Raw genomic sequence first — 23,876 nt, 5'->3', positions numbered from 1 at the left:
AAGGTTCTAGCGTTTAGGCAAGTCACTGAAGGGGAGACACATATGCAGTGGAGAGGGCGTCGCCAATCCGACAACATCGAAGACAGGCGCGGCATGTCGTCCGGCACGGGCGGTGGCGGCTTTCGCCTTCCGACAGGTGGAGGTCGTGGCGGCGGCATCGGTATCGGTGGCCTTGTGGTCATTTTGCTGATCAGTTGGGCGCTGGGTATCAACCCGCTGACGCTTCTGTCTGGCGGTGATGTCTCTACCGATAGCGGCAGCCAGCAGACGACGGGTACGCGCCCGCAGGGCCAGTCCAATGACGAGACGACGGCTTTCGTTCGCACCGTTCTGGCTGAAACGGAAGACACCTGGACCAAGATTTTCAGCGCCTCCAACGAGACCTATGAGAAGCCAACGCTGGTGTTGTTCGGCGGACAGGTTCGCTCCGCATGCGGCACGGCATCGTCGGCCAGTGGTCCGTTCTATTGCCCTGTCGATCGCAAGGTTTATCTGGACACGGATTTCTTCCGTGAGCTCGACAAGCGTTTCGGCGCATCCGGCGATTTTGCCCAGGCCTATGTCATCGCGCATGAAGTGGGTCACCACGTTCAGAACCTGACGGGCGTCCTGCCGGAATTCAACCGTCAGCGTCAGTCCATGGGTGAGACCGAAGCCAACAAGATGTCTGTTAAAGTCGAGTTGCAGGCGGATTGCTATGCCGGTATCTGGGGCAAGTCCACGCAGCAGAAGGGTATTCTGGAAGCGGGCGACCTGGAGGAAGCTCTGAACGCCGCGCACCAGATCGGCGACGACACGTTGCAGAAGAAGTCACAGGGCTATGTCGTGCCAGATAGTTTCAACCACGGCACGTCCGCACAGCGCGCAGAATGGTTCAAGCGCGGTTTCCAAAGCGGTCGTGTCGAGGACTGCGATACGTTTTCGGCTGATATTTGATTGAGTGCAAAGGGTTAGCCGAACCCGCAAACCTCTCGTCCGTCATGGTCGGGCTTGACCCGACCATCCACCACCCGCTGAGCGACATGGATCCTCGGCTCAAGGCCGAGGATGACCCGAGGGTGGGTCTATTTCACTCCGTCAGCGAATGATCAGCGCCGTTACGAACATCCCAAGTGCAAAGATCGTGTGCGCCACGAGGTTCAGGACGCGTACCTTGTTCGGGTTGGGTGTCTTGGACGCTGCCCAGCCGATGCCGAGGCCGGGCTGGAGCAGAAACCAGCCAGCACCGACCGTGACGATGCCGACGATCCACGGCAGAAGAAACGTCGGCGTGGCAAACCAACCCGCAGGTACGATCAACGCAAGCAAAACCCCGTAGATGATGCCAACGGCATAATGCGAGATCCAGCCGAGCGCGACTTCGTGTTCGTAATGTGCTGCTTTCGCGATGTTGTCATGGAACATGGTGCCCTTTCGCAAATGCCAGAACCACCGTCCCACAGGTCCCCAGTTCGGGGCGGGCTGATGGAAGACCCTGTGCAGAATGATTGCCCAGATATCCATGAACACCGTGCCGCCGATGCCCATCGCGACCCCACGCCAGATGATTTCCCAAAACATGACGTCCTCCCTCCGACTCACAATTGTGTATTGATAAGGTGTAGGCTTTTGGCCGTGTCTACAAGGTCGGTTTGTTCTGGGGGGATGGATGCAGCAGGGGCTCGTTCTCGGCATGTCGAAGTAGTGAATGGGTCGCCGTAATATTCTCTTCCTTCGGCGTTCCGCACGTCTCCCCCTTCCGTCATCCCGCACTTGTGTGGACGAAATGTGGTTTACTTGTTGCATTGACCGGGATGCGCATCCCGGTCAATGCAACAAGTAAACCACATTTCGTCCACACAAGTGCGGGGTGACGGGCGTGAAGGAGCTGACGCCAAAATATCTCCCAATTTAAACGGACATCAATGCATCATGTGCCGGATGACGGTGGCGAGTGTGTCGCTGTTACTCCTCCATAGTCGCCACGCTTTTGCTAACAAAAAAGGCGTGACCGTTATTCCGGTCACGCCTCTGGTCTTCTTATATGGCCGCGAAATCAGGCAGCGCGGCTGTAGCCGTTATTGCCACGGGCGTTTGCCAGCTGGAACTGCTCCAGCAGAGCGTTGAGCGCTGCTGCTTCCGAGGCCAGGCCATGGCTGGCTGCCGTCTGTTCCTCAACCATAGCAGCATTCTGCTGCGTGCTCTGGTCGATTGTGTTGATGGCCGTGTTGATCTCCTGCAGACCGGTGGATTGTTCGCGGGATGACAGCACGATGGCATTGATGTGCTGGTTGATTTCCTGCACTTCGGCCACGATGGTTTCCAGCGCCTTGCCGGCGTTGCCAACCAGAGAAACGCCTGCTTCCACTTGGGTTGTCGAGGCGCTGATGAGAACCTTGATTTCCTTGGCGGCGTTGGCGGAGCGCTGAGCAAGTTCGCGCACTTCCTGTGCAACCACGGCAAAGCCCTTACCTGCTTCACCGGCACGCGCCGCTTCGACACCGGCATTCAGTGCGAGAAGGTTGGTCTGGAAGGCGATTTCATCGATGACGCCGATGATCTTGGAGATGCCGGACGATGATTGCTCGATACCCTCCATCGCCTTGACGGCATCACCCACCACGACGCCGGATTGTTCGGCATTGGTGCGGGTACGGGCGACCAGACGGCCGACTTCTTCGGCACGCTTTGCCGAATCCTTGACGGTGGTGGTGATTTCTTCAAGCGCTGCTGCGGTTTCTTCCACCGATGCGGCCTGCTGCTCGGTGCGCTTGGCAAGATCGTCGGCAGACTGGCGGATTTCGCTGGCACCGGCGTCGATGGCGCGTGCGTTGTGGCCAACATTGACGAGAGCGCCGTTCAGCTTGCTGATGGATCCGTTGAAATCCTCACGCAGTCGGTCGATGCGCGCCACGAATGGCGTACTGATGCGGTAATTCAGGTCGCCATCCGAGAGATGGGCGAGACCCTTGGCAAGCGAGTCGACCGCAAACTGGATATCGGCGGTGTCCTTGGCAGAAAGCTGTTCGCGCTCGCTCCGCTCTTGTTCCGAAAGGCTGCGTGTCTGTTCGGCGTCGCCTTCCAGGCGAAGACGCTCCTGCGCATTGGTGCGGAAAACGGCAACGGCAGCCGCCATGGAGCCGATCTGGTCCTTGCGTTCCTGTCCGGGAATTGTCGCATTCAAATTGCCGGCCGCCAATGCGTCCATGGCCGATGTCATCTGCGTAACAGGCTTGATGACAAGGCTGTTCACGAGGAATGCCAGAAACGCGATCATGCCAGCGACAGCCAGAATGGTGGCAATAACGGCGGCGATACGGAACTGCGAGATGGACGCAAAAGCCGTGTTGCTGTCGATGACGAGGCCCACCGACCATTCGACACCGGGAAGACCGGGGACGGGAATGAAGCTGGTGATCTTGTCAGCACCGCCGATTTGGGTCTGCGAAACGGCCTGGGAAATCTTCGGCGTTGCGATCGGGAAGAGGTCGGCCAGCGTCTTGTTGATCATGGCTTCGTCTGGATGAATCAGGATTTTGCCATCCTTGTTTACCAGAAACGCGTAGCCTTCATTGCCCGCATCGACAGAGCCGATCATGGAAACCAGTGTCGTCAGCAGGAAGTCACTTGCGGCAACGCCAACCAGTTTGCCGTCACGCTTGACGGGCAGGGCGGCGCTGACCACCAGCTTGCCGGTGGTGGCATCCGTGTAAGGCTCGGTCAGAACGGTGGAGTTGGCATTGACGGCAGCCTGGTACCACGGGCGCTGGCGTGGGTCGTAGCCTTCGCGCATCTTGGTCGATGGGAAGTTGTTGAACACACCGGCTTCATCGCCGAAGTAGGTGGATTTGAACTCGCGTGCCAGCACATCATTGTGCAGGGCAAGCTCCAGCTTTTCCTGGGTCGTCGCCGTTACCATCGACGCGCCGACCATTTCGGTCATCATCACGCGGCCGTTCAGCCAGTTGGCAATGCTCTGGGCGGACTGTTTACCGGCAGCGTTGATTTTATCTTCAACGAAATGGTTGGCCGCATCACGCTGCAAGCCATCAATATAAATGGAAAAACCCGCGAATGCTGCAACAACGACGCAGGACGCCGCGACGACGATCCGCGTCATCAAGTTGGATTTTTTGGACAATTTCTGGACCTTAAAGGAGACCGGTGGAACCGGATTGTGATGGAGACATGCCTCTTGGCGTGTGTGGCGTGCCTCATGCACCCAGAAATATTGTTGCTTTTTGCGCCGTACCATTACTGGTCGAGCGTAAAGAAAGTTTGAGTTTTTAAAGCATGTACTGCTATTTTTAAGGTAAGTAACTGTTTCATTTCGTTAATCTTTTGTATTGATCAGATTTTGTGCTTCTGCCGCATTCTTGCGCAATCACAACAAATATCCTATCAGGTGACGCGCCGCTCTCCTCACTCTTTGCAGGAAAGCGGCTTTTGTTTTTTTGAGGTGATACATGTCTTCGTCGGTCACGGCTTACAGCACCCCTGTGGGTGCCAACTCGTGGACAGCGCATTTGCGGGCAACGCTTGCGCTGGGAATTCCTTTGATCGGCGCTCAGTTGGCGCAGCTTGGTATCCATACCACCGATATGATCATCGTTGGCCAACTCGGGGCCGAAAAGCTGGCGGCCATGGTGCTTGCTGGCCAGTTCTATTTCGTCGTCTTCATTTTTGGTTCGGGCTTTTCCGTTGCCGTCGTTCCCATGGTCGCGAATGCTTACGGGCAGGGCGATGCCACGTCCGCGCGCCGCGCCCTGCGCATGGGCATGTGGGTGGCGACCGTCTACTGGCTGCTGACGGTGCCGCTGTTTCTCAGCGCCGAAAAAATCCTTCTGGCGCTGGGCCAAAATCCCGCAGTGTCTGCGCAGACCGGTCAATATCTGGCCGTTGCGCAATTCGGGCTTCTGCCAGCGCTCCTGTTTTATGTCATGCGCGGTCTGGTCAGCGCCATCGGGCGTGCCGGGATCGTTCTTTACGTCACCATCGCCATGCTGGTGCTCAACGGTTTTCTTGCCTATGCGCTGGTTCTCGGTCACTTCGGGTTTCCCGCGTTCGGCATGATTGGAGCGGCGTTTGCGGCTGTTATCGTCAATGCCTTCAGTTTCATCTTCATCGTCGTCTATATCCAGACACGGGACGAAACGCGGCGATATGAATTGTTCGTGCGGTTCTGGAAACCGGACCTGCATGCTCTGTGGGAGGTGATCCGCCTCGGGCTTCCCATCAGCGTCACGATTCTGGCCGAAGTCACGTTGTTTTCGGCCGCCTCCGTTCTCATGGGCCAGATTGGAACCCTGGAACTGGCAGCGCACGGCATCGCACTACAACTGGCGTCGATCGCTTTCATGATACCACTCGGGCTGGCGCAGGCGGCAACGGTGCGCATCGGCGTGGCACATGGGCAGAATGATTATCCCAACCTGGTGCGGGCCGCGATAACCGTCTATGGCGTGGCATGTGTCATCGCCGCCTGCGGTGGATTGCTGTTTGCGCTGGCACCGCAATATCTGGCCAGCTGGTTCCTTGACCCCAGCCTTCCCGGCGCGCCGGAAGTGCTGGCCTATGCCAGCACGCTCGTCATCATCGCCGGTGTGTTTCAGCTGGTTGATGGCATGCAGGCGGTTGCGGCGGGTCTGCTGCGCGGCTTGAAGGACGCGCGCGTGCCGATGATTCTGGCGCTGATTTCCTACTGGCCCATCGGCTTGGCGCTGGCGTGGATCGCGGCCTTTCCGCTTGGCTTCGGCGGCCCCGGTGTCTGGTTCGGCTTCGTGATTGGTCTATCGACTGCTGCCATTCTTCTCACGACGCGCTTCTACCTCATGGTGAAGCGCGAAATGCAAACGGCCCGCTAAAAGCGGGCCGTATAGCGTCTATAATTTTCTGAAGCTGATCAACGCTCAGTAAGTGCCGGTTCGCCCTTCTTCTCACGAAGCAGGTTAACGAAGCGGCGGAACAGATAGTGGCTGTCCTGCGGGCCAGGCGATGCTTCCGGGTGGTGCTGCACGGAGAAGACCGGCTTGCCGGTGACGCGCAGGCCGCAATTGGTGCCATCGAACAGCGAAATGTGAGTCTCTTCAACGCCATCAGGCAGCGACTTGTTGTCGACTGCGAAGCCATGGTTCATGGAGACGATTTCCACTTTGCCGGTCGTGAAGTCCTTGACCGGGTGGTTCGCGCCGTGGTGGCCCTGGTGCATCTTTTCCGTCTTTGCGCCAACTGCCAAACCCAGCATCTGGTGGCCAAGGCAGATACCGAAAACCGGCAATTCCGTCTTGATGAGGTCCTGAATGACTGGAACGGCGTAGACGCCGGTCGCCGCTGGGTCGCCCGGGCCGTTGGACAGGAACACACCATCCGGCTTCAGCGCCATGATGTCTTCGGCGGATGTCTGCGCAGGTACGACGGTGACCTTGCAATCAAGACCCGCGAAAAGGCGCAGAATGTTGCGCTTTACACCGAAGTCGACGCAGACGACATGATACTTGGCATCGGCTTCATCGAGCTTGCCATAACCTTCGTTCCAGACCCAGGGTGTCTCGCTCCAGACGGATGACTGGCCGGATGTGGCTTCAATGGCGAGATCGAGGCCTTCGAGGCCGCTCCAGGCCTTGGCTTCCGCCTTCAACGCTTCGATATCGAAAACGCCGTTCGGGTCGTGGGCGATGACGGCGTTCGGCGCACCGTTTTCACGGATCCAGGCGGTCAGCGCGCGGGTGTCGATGCCGCAAAGGCCGACGATGCCGCGAGCTTTCAGCCATGTATCCAGATGCTTGGCAGCCCGGTAATTTGACGGTTCCGTGATGTCAGCCTTGAAGATGACACCGACCGCGCCGCGCCGCGCCGCAGGCGTCAGGTCTTCGATGTCTTCTTCGTTGGCACCGATGTTGCCGATATGCGGGAAGGTGAAGGTGACGATCTGGCCGAGATAGGACGGGTCGGTCAGAATTTCTTCATAGCCGGTCAATGCGGTGTTGAAGCAGACCTCGGCCTGAGCCTTGCCGGTTGCGCCGATGCCGGTTCCCTCGATCACGGTGCCATCGGCCAGAACGAGCATGGCGGTGGGTTTGCGGGTTGTCCAGGGTGCTGTCTCGGTCATCTCGTTTCCCGTTTCTGCCGCTTGCGCCCGCCTCTTGAAAGGCAGGTGTAAAGCGGTCATCTTTTTTCGCGGATAAGGGCGCGCGAAAGCCTTCGCGTCGTAACCTTCGTTAAAATCCTGTGCAGGTGCCGGAAAATAACGAAAGGGGCGCAAAGGGTCAACCGCGCCTTCAAGAATTACCCCGAATTTAAAAGCAACCGATTCAATGGTTTATGTAAATGATTTGCCGATACCCGGTTGCTCGTTTATGTCACGGCCAAATTTATGAAGGAAATGTCTGGCTGGGATATGCCGGTCGAGACGGCTTTTCCAAGGAGAGACACATGATCCGCGATACCTTCGCCGACGCTTTGAAAGACGCCATGAAAGCCCGCGAACCACGCCGGCTTTCGACAATCCGCCTCGTTCAGGCCGCGATCAAGGATCGCGATATCGCCAATCGCGGCATTGGCAAGGAGCCCGTGTCCGATGAAGAAATTCTGCAGATCCTGGCAAAGATGATCAAGCAGCGCGAAGAGTCCGCCGGTATTTACGACAAGGCCGGTCGCGCCGAACTCGCAGAGCACGAGCGCGAGGAAATCGTCATCATCAAGAGCTTCATGCCGGAGGAAATTCCAGAAGAGAAGGTGCGCTCGATCCTCCAAGGCGTGATCACCGAAACCGAAGCGTCCGGCCTGCGTGACATGGGCAAGGTGATGGCTGTTCTCAAGGAACGTTATCCCGGCCAGATCGATTTCGGCAAGGCCTCCGCCCTAATCAAGGAACTGCTGAAGTAAAACCGGGTCCATAAAAACGTAAAGGCAGGACACATGTGGGTGTCCTGCCTTTTATGTCTGGGCGCGCTTGCTAAGAAGCGCATAGTCGGGCGCGATTGGGGGGAATCGCCCGGACATTCCAGCATTACGCTTACGCTCGGCATCATGCCGATACGCGTAAATTACGCCGTTTGACGCCCGCCATCAAATTACAAAAACGTAATGTTTTGCAGGGTTTTTCTGCCGCAAATTTGCCGGAAGTTCGCGCCTAGCCGGTATCGCCGGGCAATGTAAGGCAGCTTCAACCGTTGTTGCTTTTTTGCTCACGCACATAGTGACGCAATATTGCGTTCATGCGTGTCTGGTAGCCTTTTCCCGTGGCTTTGAAAAAGTCGATTACCTCTTCATCCAACCGGATGGAAATCGATTTCTTCGTCGCGGGAATCACCAGTTCAGCCTTCGACCAGTCGACATCGATCCATTCTGTCCAATCCGGATCGTCACGCATCGCACGCTCGATATCCGCATCGGTCATGGCATCGACGCGCGCCCAGTCGGTTAAACTTTTCTCACCACGCGCACGCTTGCGCTTGATGTCATCCAGGGTAACGGTCGTAATAGAGTTGTTGCTCATTTTTTCGCGCAGTGCGCGCCGATATGATCCGATATTTATCGCCTCTCATCGTATATACAACGGCAATCAGTCGATCTGTTATGGGGCATATGGCGAGTGTTCGCACTTCTCCGTTTCTGCTGGATCTCATTTCGAAACGCGGTTGTTGCAAAGCGAGAACCGCATCTTCAAAGTCGATCCGATGTTTCTCGATATTGATGTGACGCTTTTTCTCGTCCCATTCGAACGAGATAACTTCTGTCGTTTCATCAGTCATGAGTGTCCTTGTCGAATTCGGGCACTCATGCGCCATTTGATAATACAAATGTATATACAGCCGCATATACAGTCAAGCCTGTGAATAACGGGCACTGTTCGTTTCTGCCCTTGGTAATCGGAGCTCGCTGCGCTTATATGAAAGACTGGCCGAAAACAGGCAGTGACTTCAGGACAAAATGCGCTTTTCAAACTCATTTCTCGACGAGATACGTGACCGGGTGAACATCTCTGATGTCATCGGCAGACGTGTGACGTGGGACAGGAAGAAGAGCAATGCGTCCAAGGGTGATTACTGGGCCTGTTGCCCGTTCCACGGCGAGAAGAGCCCGAGCTTCCATTGCGAGGACCGCAAGGGGCGGTACCACTGCTTCGGTTGCGGCGTATCCGGAGATCATTTCCGCTTTCTGACCGATCTCGACGGCATGGGTTTTCCCGAAGCCGTGCAGCAGATTGCCGATATGGCGGGCGTTTCCATGCCGCAGCCGGATGTGCAGGCGGAGCGGCGCGAGCGCGAGCGGGCATCGCTTCAGGACGTCATGGAAATGGCGACGCTGTTCTTTCAGGACCAGTTGCAGACGTCGGTCGGTGCGCGGGCGCGGGCTTATCTGCGGGATCGGGGTTTAAGCGGTCGCACCATCGAGACGTTCCGATTGGGGTTTGCGCCGGATAGCCGCAACGCCTTGAAAGAGCATCTGGCAGGCAAGGGCATCACCAAGGAACAGATGGAGGCCTGCGGGCTGGTGGTGCATGAGAATGTGCCGGTGTCCTATGACCGCTTCCGTGACCGCATCATGTTCCCCATCCTGTCATCGCGGGAAAAGGTGATTGCGTTTGGCGGCCGCGCCATGGCTGCGGATGCTATGGCGAAGTATCTCAATTCGAACGAGACCGAGCTTTTTCACAAGGGCAACGTTCTTTACAATTTTGCCCGCGCACGCCGCGCCACGCAGACATCAGGCACGGTGATTGCCGTCGAAGGTTATATGGATGTCATCGCGCTCTATCAGGCGGGTGTCGAAAATGCCGTGGCACCGCTTGGCACCGCGCTGACCGAAAACCAACTCGACCTGTTGTGGAAAATGTCGACACAGCCGGTTCTGTGCTTCGATGGTGATGGTGCGGGCATTCGCGCCGCCAGCCGTGCCGCCGATCTGGCGCTGCCACACATCAAGCCTGGCCGTTCCGTGAGCTTTGCATTGCTGCCCGACGGTAAGGACCCGGATGACCTCGTGCGCCACGAGGGCAGGGCACCATTCGACCGGGTGTTGTCGGAGGCCAAGCCGCTGGCCGCCATGATCTGGAGCCGCGAGACCGCATCGGTGACGTTCGATACTCCGGAAAAGCGCGCCGAACTGGAAAACCGTTTGCGCCAAATCGTATCCGTCATCGGGGATGAAAGCGTGCGTCGCTTTTACCAGCAGGACATGCGCGACCGGTTGAATGCGTTCTTCCAGCCGCGGTTTCAGCGTGGCAATGCGCCCAATAGAAACTTCTCACGCGGCGATGCTGGCAATGGTCGCAACGGCCCAAAAGGTCCGGCGCGAGGAACCACGACAGGTGCCGGAAGCATATCGGATCGTCTCAGTCAGTCCGGTCTGGTGAAAGGCTATCTTGCGGCTCCGGCGTTGCGTGAAAGCGTGCTGGCACTGACCATCGTCAATCATCCGCAGCTTCTGCTGGAGGAGTATGACGAGATCGCAGCAATCGATTACGAAAACCGTGATCTGCAACGACTGTGGTCGCAGGTGCTGACCTATGCCGCAGAAAATGCGACTGAGTTGTCGCGGGATGGTTTGATGGCACGGCTGGAGGCGCAGGGTTTCGATGTGCTGCTGAAAGCCATGAACCAGCAGGTGCGCAATGCACGGCTTTGGACCGCAACCGAGCAGGCGGCGCCGGAGGATGCGCGCGAGGGCTATACGCAATCGCTGTCTTTGCACAAGCGCACCAAGGCGCTGCGTTGGCAGAAGATCGAGCTTGAGCGAGAGGTTGCCGACGCCACCGAAGAGGGTGACGGCGAGCGTATGGTGCAGTTGATGCGTGCCCTGTCCGAGGTTCAGCTGGAAATCGGGCGCATGGAAAATCAGGAGGCGATCATCGATGGTTTCGGGGTCATGTCCGGCAGGGTCAAGGGGGCAGCTTATAGCCATGGTTAGTGCTTTTGCGCGGGTAAAGGCTTGTCTTTTACGCAGATCGACCTAAATAGGGGATAAGTCGGTGAAGGCCCGCAAAACGTTGTCGCAATCGCGGCTTTTTTGGTTTTTAACCCTCGCTCGGGCCATAAAGGCTTGACGTGACGGGAAATAGCGGGAATCACCATTTCAGGAACAGTAAGGTGGAATTGACCTTGGCGGATCGAAACTGCAGGAAAAAGCATTTCTGGATGCACAGTCTTGGTATTCCGCCAGTGGTAGCCGTATTTAATCGGCAGTTAAAGATCACTCCGTTAGGTGTTTAACAGTGATTCGTCGCCAGTGCCGGGTGCCTTTCGAGGCAATCAGGCTTGCGGCGAAGCGGATGTTAGCGTCAGGGAAAGCGACGAGATAGATGGCAACCAAAGTCAAAGAAAACGAAGAAGCAGAAAACGAACGCGATAGCGCTACGGATGGGCCGCTTCTCGATCTTTCAGATGACGCGGTCAAGAAAATGATCAAGGCCGCGAAAAAACGCGGCTACGTCACTATGGATGAGCTGAACGAAGTTCTGCCGTCGGATCAGGTTGATCCTGATCGCATCGAAGACATTATGGCGATGCTCAGTGAGATGGGCATCAATGTTGTCGAGGACGAGGACGCTGAAGAGGCGCCTGCGGAAGCCGAAGACAAAGATGCCGAGGATGAAGAAGCCGAGGGTGGCGAACTTGCGCCGTCCGCTGGCACTGCGCTCGCCACAGCCAAGAAGAAAGAGCCGACAGACCGTACCGATGACCCGGTTCGCATGTATCTGCGCGAAATGGGCTCGGTCGAGCTTCTGTCGCGTGAAGGCGAAATCGCGATTGCAAAGCGCATTGAGGCTGGCCGCGAGACGATGATCTCCGGCCTGTGCGAAAGCCCGTTGACGTTCCAGGCGCTGATCATCTGGCGCGACGAACTCAACGAAGGCACGACGCTGCTGCGCGAGATCATCGATCTCGAAACGACCTATTCCGGCCCTGAAGCCAAGGCTGCGCCGCAGTTCCAGAGCCCGGAAAAGATCGAGGCTGACCGCAAGGCTGCCGAAGAGAAGGAAAAGGTTCGTCGTCTGCGCAATCCGGGCGGTGAAGACGATGTGACCAATGTCGGCGGCGAAGGCCTTCCGCATGAAGAGGAAGAAGAGGACGACGACGAGTCCAACCTTTCTCTGGCTGCGATGGAAGCCGAATTGCGTCCGCAGGTCATGGAAACGCTGGATACGATTGCCGACACCTACAAGAAGCTGCGCAAGCTTCAGGACCAGCAGGTCGAGGCACGTCTTGCTTGCACCGGCACGCTGTCCACCGGCCAGGAACGTCGCTACAAGGAACTGAAGGATCAGTTGATCACGGCTGTGAAGTCGCTGTCGCTGAACCAGAACCGCGTCGACAGCCTTGTCGAGCAGCTCTACGACATTTCCAAGCGTCTGATGCAGAACGAAGGTCGCCTTCTGCGCCTCGCCGAATCCTATGGCGTCAAGCGTGACAGCTTCCTGGAGCAGTATCACGGTGCAGAGCTCGATCCGAACTGGATGAAGTCGATTGCCAATCTGGCCGCCAAAGGCTGGAAGGAATTCGCGCGCGAAGAAAACAACACGATCCGCGATATCCGTATGGAAATTCAGAATCTGGCGCAGGAAACCGGTATTTCCGTCGCTGAATTCCGCCGCATCGTTTCCATGGTCCAGAAGGGCGAGCGCGAAGCGCGCATCGCCAAGAAGGAAATGGTCGAGGCCAACCTGCGTCTGGTTATCTCGATTGCCAAGAAATACACCAACCGTGGTTTGCAGTTCCTCGATCTTATTCAGGAAGGCAATATCGGCCTGATGAAGGCGGTCGACAAGTTCGAATACCGTCGCGGTTACAAGTTCTCGACCTATGCGACATGGTGGATCCGTCAGGCAATCACCCGTTCGATTGCCGACCAGGCCCGTACCATCCGTATTCCGGTGCACATGATCGAAACGATCAACAAGATCGTTCGTACATCGCGCCAGATGCTGCATGAAATCGGTCGCGAGCCGACACCGGAAGAACTGGCTGAAAAGCTGGCCATGCCGCTTGAAAAAGTCCGCAAGGTCCTGAAGATCGCCAAGGAGCCGATCTCACTCGAAACCCCCGTGGGTGACGAAGAGGATTCGCATCTGGGTGACTTCATCGAGGACAAGAACGCGCTTCTGCCAATCGATGCTGCTATTCAGGCCAACCTGCGCGAAACCACGACCCGCGTTCTGGCCTCGCTGACCCCACGCGAAGAGCGCGTTCTGCGCATGCGCTTCGGTATCGGCATGAACACGGACCACACGCTGGAAGAAGTCGGACAGCAGTTCTCGGTGACCCGCGAACGTATTCGTCAGATCGAAGCCAAGGCTCTGCGTAAGCTCAAGCACCCAAGCCGTTCGCGCAAGCTGCGCTCGTTCCTGGACAGCTGAGTTTTCGTCAGTGGAAGACATCAAACCCGGTCAGTTTCTGGCCGGGTTTTTCTTTTTTCGGATGGTGATTGCACCGGAAACCGCTATCTCTAGCAATCAAAGGACATGATGCCCTGATGGTAACGACCGGCAAGAACAAATGGTGGCAGGGGAGCTGGACAATCCCGCTCTCGATCATGCTGCATGTTCTTATCGGCACGACCTATCTGCTGTGGCCGGGACCTACGCCAGCACCCGCCGAGCCGGAGAGCGTCAGCGTGGAAATGGTAGAGCCACCCAAAGAGGAACCGCCACCAAAACCCGAAGAGAAAAAGCCGGAAGAGAAGAAGGCCGAAGAGCCTCCACCGCCGCCTGCGGAAGAAAAGCCCAAGGAGGAGCCTCCACAACCGCCTGCGCCATCGCAGATGCCAAACGTGGCCATTCGTCCCGGTCCAACGCAGATGGATGAACGCGATGAACCTGGCCAGCAGGACGCCGGCGGTGAGGAGCAGAAGACACCGGATAAACAGGAGGAGACCCCACAGCCTGCGGCCCCACCGTCTCCAGATCCGGTTGAAACCGAACCGGCGTCCGAGCCGCCGCCCACGGCACCGGCTGCGGAGCAGGGGGAAATACCGGCTGCTGACGCGCCCGTGCCTGCCGATGCTGCCGCCGTGGCTGTTCCGATACCCAAGCCGGAGGTGACGCCGGCACCTGCGCAGCCCGCAAAAGCGCCGCCTGATGGTGAGGGTGATCCCGCGCTCAAGCCTGCGAAAAAGATACTCGTCGGTGCAAAGCGCCCCGGTCCAATGTTGCGACAGATCATGGGCAACCTGCCACCCCGCGAAAGGGTGGGGCAATTGTGCGTTGCCGAGGCGATGGCGCAGATCAAGGAAGACAAAAAAGGCCATTATGACGGGCTGGAGCCGCATACGGGCAAGAACTATCCGATTGTCGGAAATGTGATGGACGCTAAAGGCGCATTCAATGTCGGCACGCAGTGGTTTCCCATCGATTACCGCTGCGAAGTCGATATCGATAATTACCTCGTCACCGACTTTCGATACAGAATTGGCCCGCAACTGTCTCCCGACGATATCAAGCGGCTAGGGCTGGTCCTGCGTTAGCAGCGCCGTTCAAGCAGCAACCGTCTTATCCACCAACCGCCCGATGGTGGCCATCAAAGCCTCTTCATCATAGGGTTTGCGGATGACAGGAACGTGAGAAAACTCCGGCGGGATCATGATGCCGTCGGCATAACCGGTTGCAAACATGAAGGGAATGTTGCGACGCAGAAGCTCGTAGGCCACGGGAATGGATGTGTCCGAGCCGAGATTGATGTCCAGAATGGCGACATCGGGTGTCTGGCTTTTCAGCTTATCCAGCGCCGCTGCTGACGATGTTGATGTCTCGATGTTGGTTACACCGTGGGATTCAAGCATGTACTCGACATCCATGGCGATAAGCATTTGATCTTCAACAAGAAATACCCGCAATGGTTCCTCCGCGGAATAAGGTGTGTAATCATTGTGAATGCCGACCGCAGCATCATGCGTCGCGGAGGAAGGCCCGGCCGTTGCATGGCGGGCAGGCAGCACGATTTCGGCTTCGATGCCGTGCGTGTGGTAGGTAATCTTGCTTTTGCCACCCAGATCATAGGGCACGCTGCGGCTGATCAGGGCTGAGCCGAAGCCGGTTCTGGTTGGCGGTGTAACGGTTGCAGACACCGTCTCGCGCCACGAGATCACGCAATCGCCGACATCGTTCAGCTCCCACGAAATCGAAAGCTTACCGCCGGCCAGCGCAAGTGCGCCGTACTTTGCAGCATTGGTGGCCAGCTCGTGCAGCACCAGTGCCATAACGGAAAATGCGCGTGAATCCAGTAGGATATTCGGGCCATTGGCTTCAATTTCACTGTCAGGCGAGCGATGCGGCGATAGCTCCGCGTCCAGCAGATCCCGAAGCAACCCGCCGCCTTCACCGCGCACCACTTGGTCATGCGCAAAGGACAGCGCCTGAATGCGTCCCTTCAAGGCGGAAACATATTCCTGAAGTGTACGGCCTTCCTGCGTGGGATTGCCGACCAGTGATTTGATGATGGCCAGGACGTTTTTGACGCGGTGGTTCAACTCTTCGTTCAGCATACGCTGGCGCACTTCCGCCTGCGCACGCTCACCGGCCATCAATTCGCTGTGGCGGAAGGCGACTTCCACGAGGGCGACTCGGGCGGCTTCGGCAATCTGCCGGTCTTCTTCCGTCCATGGCTGCGCCTGCTTGTGAACGGTCTCTTTCCACAGCGCGAAGCTTTTGCGGGGCGTCAACCGGTCGCCCAGCGGGCCTGTTTCATAGGATTTATCGGGGTTACCACCCCAATTCAGTGTCTGGACCAGCTCGCGCCGGAAGAACATCAGGTAGTCGTTCTTGACCTGAGAGAGCGGAACGGCCAGCACGCCGGCAACGTCGCCGGAAACGCTTTCCGCTTCCGGCAGATGGTGGATCAAAGCGTGGGTCGCCCAGACACGGCCTTCTGAAACGGAACTCACCAACCGCCCCAGCTGCGGTGCCAACAGCTCCGGCGGCGCATAGCCAATGCTGAACCAGCGCTCGTTCATCCACACACCGACACCATCGCAGGGCAGAAGCCTACTAAAATCAGGCAGGTTCTCGACCAGCAGCTCCTCGACATTGTTGTGATGGGCGGCAAGACGCAGGAACTTGTCGAGTGACGCATGTGCGTCATAGGCGGTGGCCAGCTTTTTCTTTTGCTTCAATGCCTGGAGATGCAGTGAGAAAAACTCTCCGAACATCTCGGCTGCAATCCGCATGGGCATCGGCAAGATGCGCGGAGAATAATGATGACAGGCAATCAGGCCCCACAATTCACCATCATTGATGATGGAGATGGACATGGAGGCCGATACGCCCATGTTGCGCAGATATTCGCAATGAATGGGGGAAACGCTGCGAAGATGCGAGAAGGACAGGTCCAGCGGCTCGCCGGATGCATCGATCACGGGTTCGATTGGGATACGCTCGCCATTGGAATCCGAGATGATGCGCAGGGTGTTTTTCAGATAGAGCGCACGTGCCTGCTGGGGAATGTCGCTGGCCGGAAAATACTGACCCAGAAAGCTTTCCAAGGCAGGCTGCTTGGCCTCTGAGATGACTTTACCAGCACCATCCTGCTCGAACCGGTAAACCATCACCCGGTCATAACCCAGCATCGCCTTGACCAGTCGCGTGGTCCGGGAAATCAGGCTGTCGACATTATCAGCTTCGCGAATGCGGTCGATCATCAGCTGGGCTGTGTGCAAAGGCTGTGATTCGTCACTGGCCGGTTCAAGCTCGATGATGGAAACCGATTTGTATCGGTGTATCGCAACATCGAATGTTTTTCCGTTCGGCAGTTTGACCTTGGGAAGCATGGCCGGGCGGCTGCTGTTTGCCGTCACCGTCAGTGCATTTCTCAAATCGTGGACAAGATCGTTGCCGAAAAACTCTTCAATCGGTCGACCGATAATGTCGCCAGGCAATCCCGTGATCTCATTCCAGTTTAGGGAATGGCGCAGCACGGTGCGCATGGCACTATCACACGCGACCAGACAACCATGCGGCTGAATATAGCCGGGAATGTGAATAGGTTCGATGTCGCAGTTTGTAAGATCGACCTGCTGAACTGGCGACGTCATATGTTGGTCTTTCGATGGCAAGCTGTGGCGATGTATGTCTGGCTTATTGCTTTCAATAAACGATTTTGCACTAAAAGAAATGTATCGAACAACTGTATCGGAACTTGCTGACGGATATTGTCGTTTCGTACATCGGCATAGTCGAACATTCTTTATATGGTTCCCTTGTGTGCCCGTTACGTTTTAATTTTAAACGTGGAAAGGCTGCACAAAACATCGCTTGATTACATCAAACGTATCAACCTCATGTTTGGTTCCAGACCTGAAAGCAAAAATCACAGTGCCACAAACATCACTCACTATCACCACACGCGGGCAGGGGCTTTACGAGTTCACGGCCCAAGCCAAAGCCTTCATAAAAGCATCTGCTCGGGACGAAGGCCTTCTTACCGTCTTCGTACGCCACACATCCTGCTCGCTGCTGATTCAGGAAAATGCCGACCCGGATGTGCAGCGTGATCTGAAGACCTTCTTCGCGCGGCTCGTCCCGCCATCCAGTGATCCCTCCATGGCCTGGGTCGTTCACACCATGGAAGGGCCGGACGACATGCCAGCGCACATCAAATCGGCACTGACGCAGGTGTCGATCGGCATTCCGGTGTCCGGCGGCAAGCTCGTTTTGGGAACATGGCAGGGCATCTATCTTTTCGAACATAGAAACCAGCCACATGAACGGCAGATCGTCTTGCATCTGTCGGCTTGAGAGCGGCATCTCGGCAGTTTGCCGCCATGAATACAGGCTGAACGGTTGGTTCGGAAAACATTCACACGCCGCTGATTATCGTGATGACAGTCGACCGGTATGCCAGACATTCCGGCGAACGTGAGGAAACGGAGTATGACAATGATCAGCACATTTGCAAAAGCAGGCGTTGCGGCCCTTATAGCCCTTGGTGGTATTTCTGCGACTGCATCCACAGCGTCGGCAGGACCGGACGTTCAATACCGAGTTTACGTGCAGGATGGTTATCGTCACGGCGGCCCCCAGGGCTGGGGTCGTCCGGATCGCGGCCGCGATCGTGACCGTTGCGCACCTTGGATGGCCGAAGAAAAAGCCAGCCGCATGGGCCTTCGCCGCGCCCGCGTTGTTGACGTGTCTCCGCGCCGCGTCGTCGTTGCCGGTTTTGATCGCCAAGGTCGCGACCGTGTGGTCTTCGCAAACGTCCGTGGTTGCCCGGTCATCCGCCGCTAACTGTTAGATCCAACCATTGAACCAAAGAAAACCCCTCGCCGTAACTGCACGGCGAGGGGTTTTTTCGTTGTGGAACCGGGGTGAAAAGAGGCGCAGTTTTGCGCCTCCTCTTCTCATTGCTCCAATGCGAATGTCACGTTGACATTGACTTTATAGGTGTTTTCACCGGCGGCGATCGGTACGCTATCGGATTTTTCCATAGCGGCAGCCCGCATCATGGTCGGCGGAACAGGCATAGGCCGCTGCATGTTCTCGCTGATTTCGAGAATATGTCCGAGTTTCACACCGGCTGCTTCCGTCAGCGTCTTCGCCTTGGCAACGGCATCCGCTACCGCTGCCTTGCGCGCTTCTGTCACGGTCGCATCGGGTTTGTCATTGGTAAAGGCGATATCGCCACCCTGATTGATTCCAAGCTTGACCGAGCTGTCCAGAATCTCGCCCAGCTTGGCAAGATCACGCACCCGCACCGTCAAGCCATTGGTGACCTGATAACCAGTGATTTCAGGCGGAACATAAACGCCGTCCTTCGGCTCGAACTGCTTGTAAAGCGGCTGCACGGAAAAATTGCTCGTCTGCAAGTCCCGGTCGGCAATGCCTGCGGATTTCAGAGCAGCCTGAACCTCTTTCATGGCCTTGCTGTTTTCGGTCAGCGCCGCCGCCGCCGTTTCCGCCTGCTTCACCACGCTGAACGACAAAACCGCCATATCCGGTGCCACCGCCGCGTCACCTTCTCCCGAAACGCTGATAACAGGCTCACGCTTCGTGCTTTCTTGGGCCGATACGGCCATGGGCAGAACGGCAAGTGCGGTAAAAGCGCCAAGCGCCACGGTGCGTGCTAGTATCGATGTCATTGAAGCTCCTCTTATTTTAGCGTCCCTGCTGCCGGTGTCGCAGGAGATTATGGGACTAATACGGCATAGTTTGCCCATGCGACCATGACAACGGCTTGTCGCATCCAAAAAATTCCGCTAAAGCCAAATCCGCGCCGGGTTGAACCATTGCAACCCCGCATTCCGACCCGCTTCACGCAATCGGAAGGGCCTGTAGCTCAATGGTTAGAGCCGGCGGCTCATAACCGCTTGGTTGGGAGTTCGAGTCTCTCCGGGCCCACCACACATCTTCTGACATTCCCACGTCTTCTATCCCAGACTTGCCAAGATCGCGCCTTAGCGGCTTGTATCTGCATCACCTCTCATGTCAGAGGATAGGACTGCGTGGAGACTGATAGATGATGAGAACGATATTGGCCGGACGGTTAGGGGCAGGAGTGGTATTTGCGGCTTCCCTTTTTGCGTGGGGCGCGGCCAGTGCCACGCCTGTGCTGGTGGTCGATACGGCAAGCGGTCAGGTCCTTTATCAGGAGGATGCCGGGGTGCCGTGGTACCCGGCGTCGACGACCAAGCTCATGACGGCACTGGTTGTTTTCGAGGCGCTTCGGTCCGGTGAGGTGACATTGACCACGCCGGTCATGATGACGCGCAACGCGACGAAACAGGCATTTCTGGAATCAGGCCTCACCTTCGGGCGCACGATGACCCTTGAGGATGCGCTTTTTGCAGCGCTGACGGCCTCGGCAAACGATGTTGCTGTCGCCTTGGCGGAAGCGGTGGCTTCCGATGAAAGCCTGTTCGTTCAGCGAATGAATGCGCAGGCCACGCGCCTTGGCATGACGGGAACGCATTTTTCCAGCCCGAACGGCCTGTTCGACCGCAGCAATTATTCGACGGCACGTGATCTTGCGATTCTCGGAATGGAAATCGACCGGGTATTTCCGGAATATAGTCGCTTCTTTCAAGGCTCCGCCGTCGTCATTGATGGTAAAGAGGTCAAATCCAACAATGCTTTGCTGACGCGTTTCAGCGGCACTGTGGGAATGAAAACCGGGTTCCTGTGTGCATCGGGCCGCAATTACGTCGGCCTTGCCACGCGCAATGGCAAGCGCGTGATGGTGGTCGTTCTGGGTGCCACGACGGAGCGGGAACGCAACGAACGTTCTGCGCAATATTTGACCCAGGCATTTGACGGCCAGTTGACGGCATCAGGGTCTGTGGAGGCGGTGCAAAACCGTCCCGAGGTCGTACCGCAGGATATGCGCATCCGTCTCTGCACAGACAAAAGTGCTGCCTATGAGGCCGAGCGCGAAGCGCTTTATCCGATGGGATTGCCGGGCCACGAATCGTTTCTGCACGATCAGATCGCAGGGCAGGTCCGCACCATAACCACTTGGCCGAGCGATACCGCGGTCGACGTGCCCCTCCCGAAACCACGTCCATTGCAGCCACAACCGGCAACCGGTTCCGCAGGATAAAAGCTTCTCGCGAATGCAGAACATTGGAGGAAATGTCATGGCCCTGGAAGTACCGACCGTAGCCAGTTTGATTGCCGAAGAAGAGGCCTTGAGGCTTGATAGCTTCAATTATGATTTCGCCTGGATATTGGGCAGCCACCTCAGGCAGCAGGCGGCGTCTTTGAAGCTGCCCGTCGCCATTGAAGTCAGGCATGGCACAGATGTCGTTTTTGCGAGCCTTCTCCCGGGTGCGACAATCGATAATTTCGGCTGGACCAGCCGCAAATGCGCAGTCGTTCACCGCTTCCACCGCAGTTCATTGCGGGTTCGGCTTGAAGCGGAAGCGAAGGGCTATGATTTCAACGCGAAATTCGGTCTGCCGGTGTCCCAATTCGTGGCCAGCGGCGGTGGATTTCCCCTCGTTTTGCGCGGCGGAACGCTGATTGGTTCCGTGGCGGTCAGTGGACTGCCAGATGTCGAGGATCATGCAATGATCACCGCCAGCTTGAAAGAACTTCTGCCAAACTGAGCCGTCTTGCGGAATAGGCGTGACAGGTCACCGAGTTTCGCTATGATCTATGGTTGCGTAATGGGAGTGCCTGATGAGCGTTATGGTTGACAAGATGAGCGCCCGACGCGGCGGGCCGCTTGCCGTGGTCGGACAGGTGCTTCTGGTTTCGCTTGTGGCCATCATCGGCTGGAACATCGCGCTGCCGGGGCTCGATCCGTCATTCATGGCGGCGCGCACAGCGGATGGCATTCCCTCGCAACTTTCTCTCCTTGCTCTCGGTGTCGGGCCTATTTTGACAGCGCTTGCGCTTGGGCAAATCATCCGTCTCATCGTTCCCCGTGTCGAAAACAGCCTGGTTCTTGTTCTCGGTGAGGGCGTGGTCGCGCTGTTGCTGGCCGCTTCGCAAGCCTATGCCATTTCGGAAGCGATGTCGGCGATGGGGATTTTGGCTGATGATAGTCGTTTTGGCCCGTTGGGCTTCGTCGCTTCGCTGCTTGGTAGCACGGCTGTCCTTTTGTTTTTGTCGAGACGCGTGATTCTGCCGAGCCTCGTTGCCGGGTTCTGGATTTTGTGGCTCCTGCCAGCCTTGATGGGTCTGCCTGCCCAGTTTTCCTTATCGTTTGATCTCCTGCGCACGGGCGTGGTGACCGGTTCGCAGCTTTTGGTAACGTTAGTCGTCATCGCCGTTGGCGCTGCACTGAGCATATTCGCCACGCGTGCGGTCATGATCAGCTACGATAAGTCCGCTCCCGACGAAACGGTGAAGCGGCATGTCCCCTTGCTGAACATCGTCGTCTGGCCTCCGCTGCTGGCGGCAAGCGCCGGTGGCTATCTTTTGACGCCGCTTGCGTTTCTAGCGCCGGATTCATTGCCGGATGCCAATTGGCTCAAGGTTTACGTTCTTGCCACGACAGCCATTCTCATCCCGATTTTCGTCTTTTATTATCGTCGTTTGTTTTCCCGCAACGGCGTTATCTTGCTTACGCCCACGCTGCTGATGCTTGCCGCCGTGCAGATCGTGCTGGTGCTGGGTGGTGCGTTCGTTTTGGAAAAGCTGGCTATGCCGGTTCCGCTCAGTGGCACGACCTTGCTGGTGCTGGTCGCCGTCGGCTATACGCTCGCCGAAGCCCTGCGCAGGCCGCGCAGCACGGTTGGCGTATAATCACGAAAAGGTGTTGTCGGCGGATCGAGCCTTGGCATTTGAGGCTTTGATCGCTCAACGGCATTGCGTGTAGCTTGACACGGAGTGCCCGCCGCCGCATCGGTGCTCGGATATTCAGATTGATTGGGGGAGATATCATCTTGAAAAAATTGACGACCGAAGCGCAAGGCATGCAGCGCCTATGATCGTTGGCATCGTTTTAACTGCGATCTTGATGCTTTTTTTGATCGCCTATCCCAAACGTCTCAAGCCGGTCGTTATCGGGCTTGCGGTCATCTGGTCAGGAACCGCAGCCTGGATTTTATTTGATGGATTGCGGTCCGGCGAAAGGGTGAAGGCGATCATTGCCACGGCCTCGTTCGATCCAACCTGCACAGAGGCGAATGCGCCTATTCGGCTGAGCTTTCAGAACACCAACAATGTTGCCGTGCGTCGTCTGACCTATACGCTGGAAGGTTTCGAGGCGGCATTCCGAGCTTCTGTTTCCTTCGATCCCTATCAGGTCAGCGAGCGTCGGATCGAGGCGAATGAAACCTATGCCGCGTGCCGTCCATTCCGGTTGCGCAACAACGAGACGGTCGATCCCAAAAATCTCGAGTGGCGGGTCACCATCGATTCGGCTGAGTTCGACTAGACATAAGGCGCATCGAGCCTGCTCTCACGATTTTTTGATGGTCGATTTCCCGTCCAAAAAATCCACTAATAAAACTGGCTGGTAACGGCCGCGCTGTTTTTGCGTGCACGGGAGATGCGCTTTCGCCCGTGGCCATGCAACCCTGGCGCTCTTGTATGTGTCTTCTGGCGGTGCCACTTGAGCGGCAATTCTTGAATTGCTCCAGAAGGTTGCGTTTTGGTTTCTGTATCTCGTGTTTTGAAAATAGGCGTTCTTTGCCTCGTCGCTTTGCCCGCATCCGTCGGCGCGCATATGGGCATCAATCAACTGACGGGCAATTTCCATGAGGTTCTGCCGGGTGAGCTTTACCGGTCCGCGCAGCCAAGCGGTGCAGACGTGACGAAATACGCGCAGCAATTCGGCATCAAGACCATCATCAATCTTCGCAACGAAGACCGCAAAGACTGGTACCGCGACGAAAAAGCCGCCGCAGATGCCAATGGCGTCAAGCTTATCGATTTCCCCCTGAGTTCCAGCAAGGAGCTTCCTCAAGATCAGGCTGAAGAACTGGTGCGCATCATGAAGGATGCGCCAAAGCCCATCCTCATCCACTGCGAACACGGTGCCAACCGCACTGGTCTTGCTTCCGCCATCTATGTCGGAGCCGTGGCCAAGAAAAGCGAACAGGCCGCCGAATTCCAGCTTTCACCCTATTACGGGCATGTGCCAATCAAGGGCGTCGGGCGCTATGAGATGTACCAGTCCTGGGATGATTTCGAAGAGACGATAGGGTTCTAAAACATCTCCTCCGTCATCCCGCACTTGTGTGGACGAAATGTGGTTTACTTGTTGCATTGACCGGGACGCGCATCCCGGTCAATGCAGGCAGGAGGCCGTATTTCCGCACCGGTTTGAAAGAGCCGACATCAAGCAAGGCCCTGCCTGCTCCCTTTGACCCCGAACGGTTGATCGGGCTTTCGCCCGCACCACAAGACTGGGAGCAAGGCCATGATACAGGAACTTACCGTTGTTGGTATCGACATTTCCAAAGCCCGCTTCGATGTCTGCGCGTATCCTGCGGGAAAGCACTGGAGTACAGGCCAGGCA

20 protein-coding genes and 1 tRNA gene are annotated in these 23,876 nt (G+C 56.9%); 14 read left to right on the top strand and 7 right to left on the bottom strand.

The window, feature by feature from the left end; genetic code table 11:
* Positions 1-42: 42 nt before the first annotated feature.
* Positions 43-936 carry a KPN_02809 family neutral zinc metallopeptidase gene (locus DSM25558_RS18845; protein WP_077106226.1) on the top strand — a complete coding sequence of 298 codons (894 nt, stop codon included), beginning with the start codon at positions 43-45 and terminating at the stop codon, positions 934-936.
* Between the two features lie 141 nt (positions 937-1,077).
* Here the strand turns inward: DSM25558_RS18845 and DSM25558_RS18840 are convergent, their stop codons facing one another.
* Both DSM25558_RS18840 and DSM25558_RS18835 read right to left on the bottom strand, forming a co-directional pair.
* Entirely contained in the window at positions 1,078-1,560 is a 483-nt protein-coding gene (locus DSM25558_RS18840; RefSeq protein ID WP_077106225.1) for a DUF2938 domain-containing protein, read from the bottom strand.
* Between the two features lie 475 nt (positions 1,561-2,035).
* Positions 2,036-4,120, bottom strand: coding sequence for a methyl-accepting chemotaxis protein McpU (locus tag DSM25558_RS18835; RefSeq protein ID WP_077106293.1), 2,085 nt, complete (start codon positions 4,118-4,120; stop codon positions 2,036-2,038).
* Between the two features lie 325 nt (positions 4,121-4,445).
* Between DSM25558_RS18835 and DSM25558_RS18830 the strand changes: the two genes are divergently transcribed.
* Positions 4,446-5,843, top strand: a complete 1,398-nt coding sequence (locus DSM25558_RS18830; RefSeq protein WP_077106224.1) for an MATE family efflux transporter — start codon at positions 4,446-4,448, stop codon at positions 5,841-5,843.
* A 38-nt stretch (positions 5,844-5,881) separates the two neighbouring features.
* On the opposite strand, the gene carA is transcribed toward DSM25558_RS18830, so the two are convergent.
* Positions 5,882-7,087, bottom strand: coding sequence for a glutamine-hydrolyzing carbamoyl-phosphate synthase small subunit (carA, locus tag DSM25558_RS18825; RefSeq protein WP_077106292.1), 1,206 nt, complete (start codon positions 7,085-7,087; stop codon positions 5,882-5,884).
* Positions 7,088-7,410: 323 nt separating this feature from the next.
* On the opposite strand from carA, the gene DSM25558_RS18820 reads away from it, so the two are divergent.
* Positions 7,411-7,863: a GatB/YqeY domain-containing protein gene (locus DSM25558_RS18820; protein ID WP_077106223.1), complete on the top strand. Its 453-nt coding sequence runs from the start codon at positions 7,411-7,413 to the stop codon at positions 7,861-7,863.
* Positions 7,864-8,143: 280 nt separating this feature from the next.
* Here DSM25558_RS18820 and DSM25558_RS18815 read toward each other — a convergent pair whose 3' ends face one another.
* Positions 8,144-8,476 carry a BrnA antitoxin family protein gene (locus tag DSM25558_RS18815; protein WP_077106222.1) on the bottom strand — a complete coding sequence of 111 codons (333 nt, stop codon included), beginning with the start codon at positions 8,474-8,476 and terminating at the stop codon, positions 8,144-8,146.
* Complete coding sequence (locus DSM25558_RS18810) at positions 8,439-8,732, bottom strand: BrnT family toxin (RefSeq protein ID WP_077106291.1); 294 nt, start codon at positions 8,730-8,732, stop codon at positions 8,439-8,441. Before DSM25558_RS18810 ends, DSM25558_RS18815 begins: the two co-directional genes overlap by 38 nt.
* A 178-nt stretch (positions 8,733-8,910) precedes the next feature.
* On the opposite strand from DSM25558_RS18810, the gene dnaG reads away from it, so the two are divergent.
* The 3 genes from dnaG to DSM25558_RS18795 all read left to right on the top strand — a co-directional run bounded on the left by dnaG (position 8,911) and on the right by DSM25558_RS18795 (position 14,442).
* Positions 8,911-10,890 carry a DNA primase gene (dnaG, locus tag DSM25558_RS18805; protein ID WP_077106221.1) on the top strand — a complete coding sequence of 660 codons (1,980 nt, stop codon included), beginning with the start codon at positions 8,911-8,913 and terminating at the stop codon, positions 10,888-10,890.
* Between the two features lie 391 nt (positions 10,891-11,281).
* Positions 11,282-13,336 (top strand): RNA polymerase sigma factor RpoD, encoded by a 2,055-nt coding sequence (gene rpoD / locus DSM25558_RS18800; RefSeq protein ID WP_077106220.1) that lies wholly within the window; start codon positions 11,282-11,284, stop codon positions 13,334-13,336.
* Between the two features lie 116 nt (positions 13,337-13,452).
* Entirely contained in the window at positions 13,453-14,442 is a 990-nt protein-coding gene (locus DSM25558_RS18795; RefSeq protein ID WP_077106219.1) for a DUF930 domain-containing protein, read from the top strand.
* A 9-nt stretch (positions 14,443-14,451) separates the two neighbouring features.
* On the opposite strand, the gene DSM25558_RS18790 is transcribed toward DSM25558_RS18795, so the two are convergent.
* The gene (locus DSM25558_RS18790; RefSeq protein ID WP_077106218.1) at positions 14,452-17,004 is read right to left on the bottom strand and encodes an HWE histidine kinase domain-containing protein; all 2,553 of its coding nucleotides are present in this window, start codon (positions 17,002-17,004) and stop codon (positions 14,452-14,454) included.
* Positions 17,005-17,284: 280 nt separating this feature from the next.
* Between DSM25558_RS18790 and DSM25558_RS18785 the strand changes: the two genes are divergently transcribed.
* Together DSM25558_RS18785 and DSM25558_RS18780 are read left to right on the top strand one after the other, a co-directional pair.
* Positions 17,285-17,707 carry a secondary thiamine-phosphate synthase enzyme YjbQ gene (locus DSM25558_RS18785; protein WP_077106217.1) on the top strand — a complete coding sequence of 141 codons (423 nt, stop codon included), beginning with the start codon at positions 17,285-17,287 and terminating at the stop codon, positions 17,705-17,707.
* A 141-nt stretch (positions 17,708-17,848) separates the two neighbouring features.
* Positions 17,849-18,196 (top strand): hypothetical protein, encoded by a 348-nt coding sequence (locus DSM25558_RS18780; protein ID WP_077106290.1) that lies wholly within the window; start codon positions 17,849-17,851, stop codon positions 18,194-18,196.
* A 113-nt stretch (positions 18,197-18,309) separates the two neighbouring features.
* Here DSM25558_RS18780 and DSM25558_RS18775 read toward each other — a convergent pair whose 3' ends face one another.
* Complete coding sequence (locus DSM25558_RS18775) at positions 18,310-19,047, bottom strand: SIMPL domain-containing protein (RefSeq protein WP_077106216.1); 738 nt, start codon at positions 19,045-19,047, stop codon at positions 18,310-18,312.
* Positions 19,048-19,233: 186 nt separating this feature from the next.
* On the opposite strand from DSM25558_RS18775, the gene DSM25558_RS18770 reads away from it, so the two are divergent.
* The 6 genes from DSM25558_RS18770 to DSM25558_RS18745 all read left to right on the top strand — a co-directional run bounded on the left by DSM25558_RS18770 (position 19,234) and on the right by DSM25558_RS18745 (position 23,567).
* Positions 19,234-19,309: transfer RNA gene (locus tag DSM25558_RS18770), tRNA-Ile, on the top strand.
* Positions 19,310-19,424: 115 nt separating this feature from the next.
* Entirely contained in the window at positions 19,425-20,504 is a 1,080-nt protein-coding gene (locus DSM25558_RS18765; RefSeq protein WP_143240164.1) for a D-alanyl-D-alanine carboxypeptidase family protein, read from the top strand.
* Between the two features lie 37 nt (positions 20,505-20,541).
* A complete protein-coding gene (locus tag DSM25558_RS18760) occupies positions 20,542-21,012 on the top strand; it encodes a heme-degrading domain-containing protein (RefSeq protein WP_077106215.1) in 471 nt (156 codons plus the stop codon).
* Between the two features lie 73 nt (positions 21,013-21,085).
* Positions 21,086-22,156 (top strand): hypothetical protein, encoded by a 1,071-nt coding sequence (locus DSM25558_RS18755; protein ID WP_077106214.1) that lies wholly within the window; start codon positions 21,086-21,088, stop codon positions 22,154-22,156.
* Positions 22,157-22,370: 214 nt separating this feature from the next.
* Complete coding sequence (locus DSM25558_RS18750) at positions 22,371-22,790, top strand: hypothetical protein (protein WP_244554254.1); 420 nt, start codon at positions 22,371-22,373, stop codon at positions 22,788-22,790.
* A gap of 216 nt (positions 22,791-23,006) precedes the next feature.
* Complete coding sequence (locus tag DSM25558_RS18745; protein WP_077106212.1) at positions 23,007-23,567, top strand: dual specificity protein phosphatase family protein; 561 nt, start codon at positions 23,007-23,009, stop codon at positions 23,565-23,567.
* The last annotated feature ends 309 nt before the right edge of the window (positions 23,568-23,876 follow it).

Source organism: Agrobacterium sp. DSM 25558 (genome assembly GCF_900100825.1).
Taxonomy (GTDB): Bacteria; Pseudomonadota; Alphaproteobacteria; order Rhizobiales; family Rhizobiaceae; genus Agrobacterium.
Note: the sequence above shows the minus strand (reverse complement) of the source record. Positions and strands in the feature narration are given on the sequence as shown.

Coding starts and splice junctions, on each gene's coding strand:
- DSM25558_RS18780 (WP_077106290.1), top strand. CDS start 17,849: ATGATCAGCACATTTGCAAAAGCAGGCGTTGCGGCCCTTATAGCCCTT.
- DSM25558_RS18755 (WP_077106214.1), top strand. CDS start 21,086: ATGAGCGTTATGGTTGACAAGATGAGCGCCCGACGCGGCGGGCCGCTT.
- DSM25558_RS18830 (WP_077106224.1), top strand. CDS start 4,446: ATGTCTTCGTCGGTCACGGCTTACAGCACCCCTGTGGGTGCCAACTCG.
- DSM25558_RS18815 (WP_077106222.1), bottom strand. CDS start 8,476: ATGAGCAACAACTCTATTACGACCGTTACCCTGGATGACATCAAGCGC.
- DSM25558_RS18840 (WP_077106225.1), bottom strand. CDS start 1,560: ATGTTTTGGGAAATCATCTGGCGTGGGGTCGCGATGGGCATCGGCGGC.
- DSM25558_RS18810 (WP_077106291.1), bottom strand. CDS start 8,732: ATGACTGATGAAACGACAGAAGTTATCTCGTTCGAATGGGACGAGAAA.
- dnaG (WP_077106221.1), top strand. CDS start 8,911: ATGCGCTTTTCAAACTCATTTCTCGACGAGATACGTGACCGGGTGAAC.
- DSM25558_RS18820 (WP_077106223.1), top strand. CDS start 7,411: ATGATCCGCGATACCTTCGCCGACGCTTTGAAAGACGCCATGAAAGCC.
- DSM25558_RS18775 (WP_077106216.1), bottom strand. CDS start 19,047: ATGACATCGATACTAGCACGCACCGTGGCGCTTGGCGCTTTTACCGCA.
- DSM25558_RS18750 (WP_244554254.1), top strand. CDS start 22,371: ATGCTTTTTTTGATCGCCTATCCCAAACGTCTCAAGCCGGTCGTTATC.
- DSM25558_RS18760 (WP_077106215.1), top strand. CDS start 20,542: ATGGCCCTGGAAGTACCGACCGTAGCCAGTTTGATTGCCGAAGAAGAG.
- DSM25558_RS18790 (WP_077106218.1), bottom strand. CDS start 17,004: ATGACGTCGCCAGTTCAGCAGGTCGATCTTACAAACTGCGACATCGAA.
- DSM25558_RS18765 (WP_143240164.1), top strand. CDS start 19,425: ATGATGAGAACGATATTGGCCGGACGGTTAGGGGCAGGAGTGGTATTT.
- rpoD (WP_077106220.1), top strand. CDS start 11,282: ATGGCAACCAAAGTCAAAGAAAACGAAGAAGCAGAAAACGAACGCGAT.
- DSM25558_RS18795 (WP_077106219.1), top strand. CDS start 13,453: ATGGTAACGACCGGCAAGAACAAATGGTGGCAGGGGAGCTGGACAATC.
- DSM25558_RS18845 (WP_077106226.1), top strand. CDS start 43: ATGCAGTGGAGAGGGCGTCGCCAATCCGACAACATCGAAGACAGGCGC.
- carA (WP_077106292.1), bottom strand. CDS start 7,087: ATGACCGAGACAGCACCCTGGACAACCCGCAAACCCACCGCCATGCTC.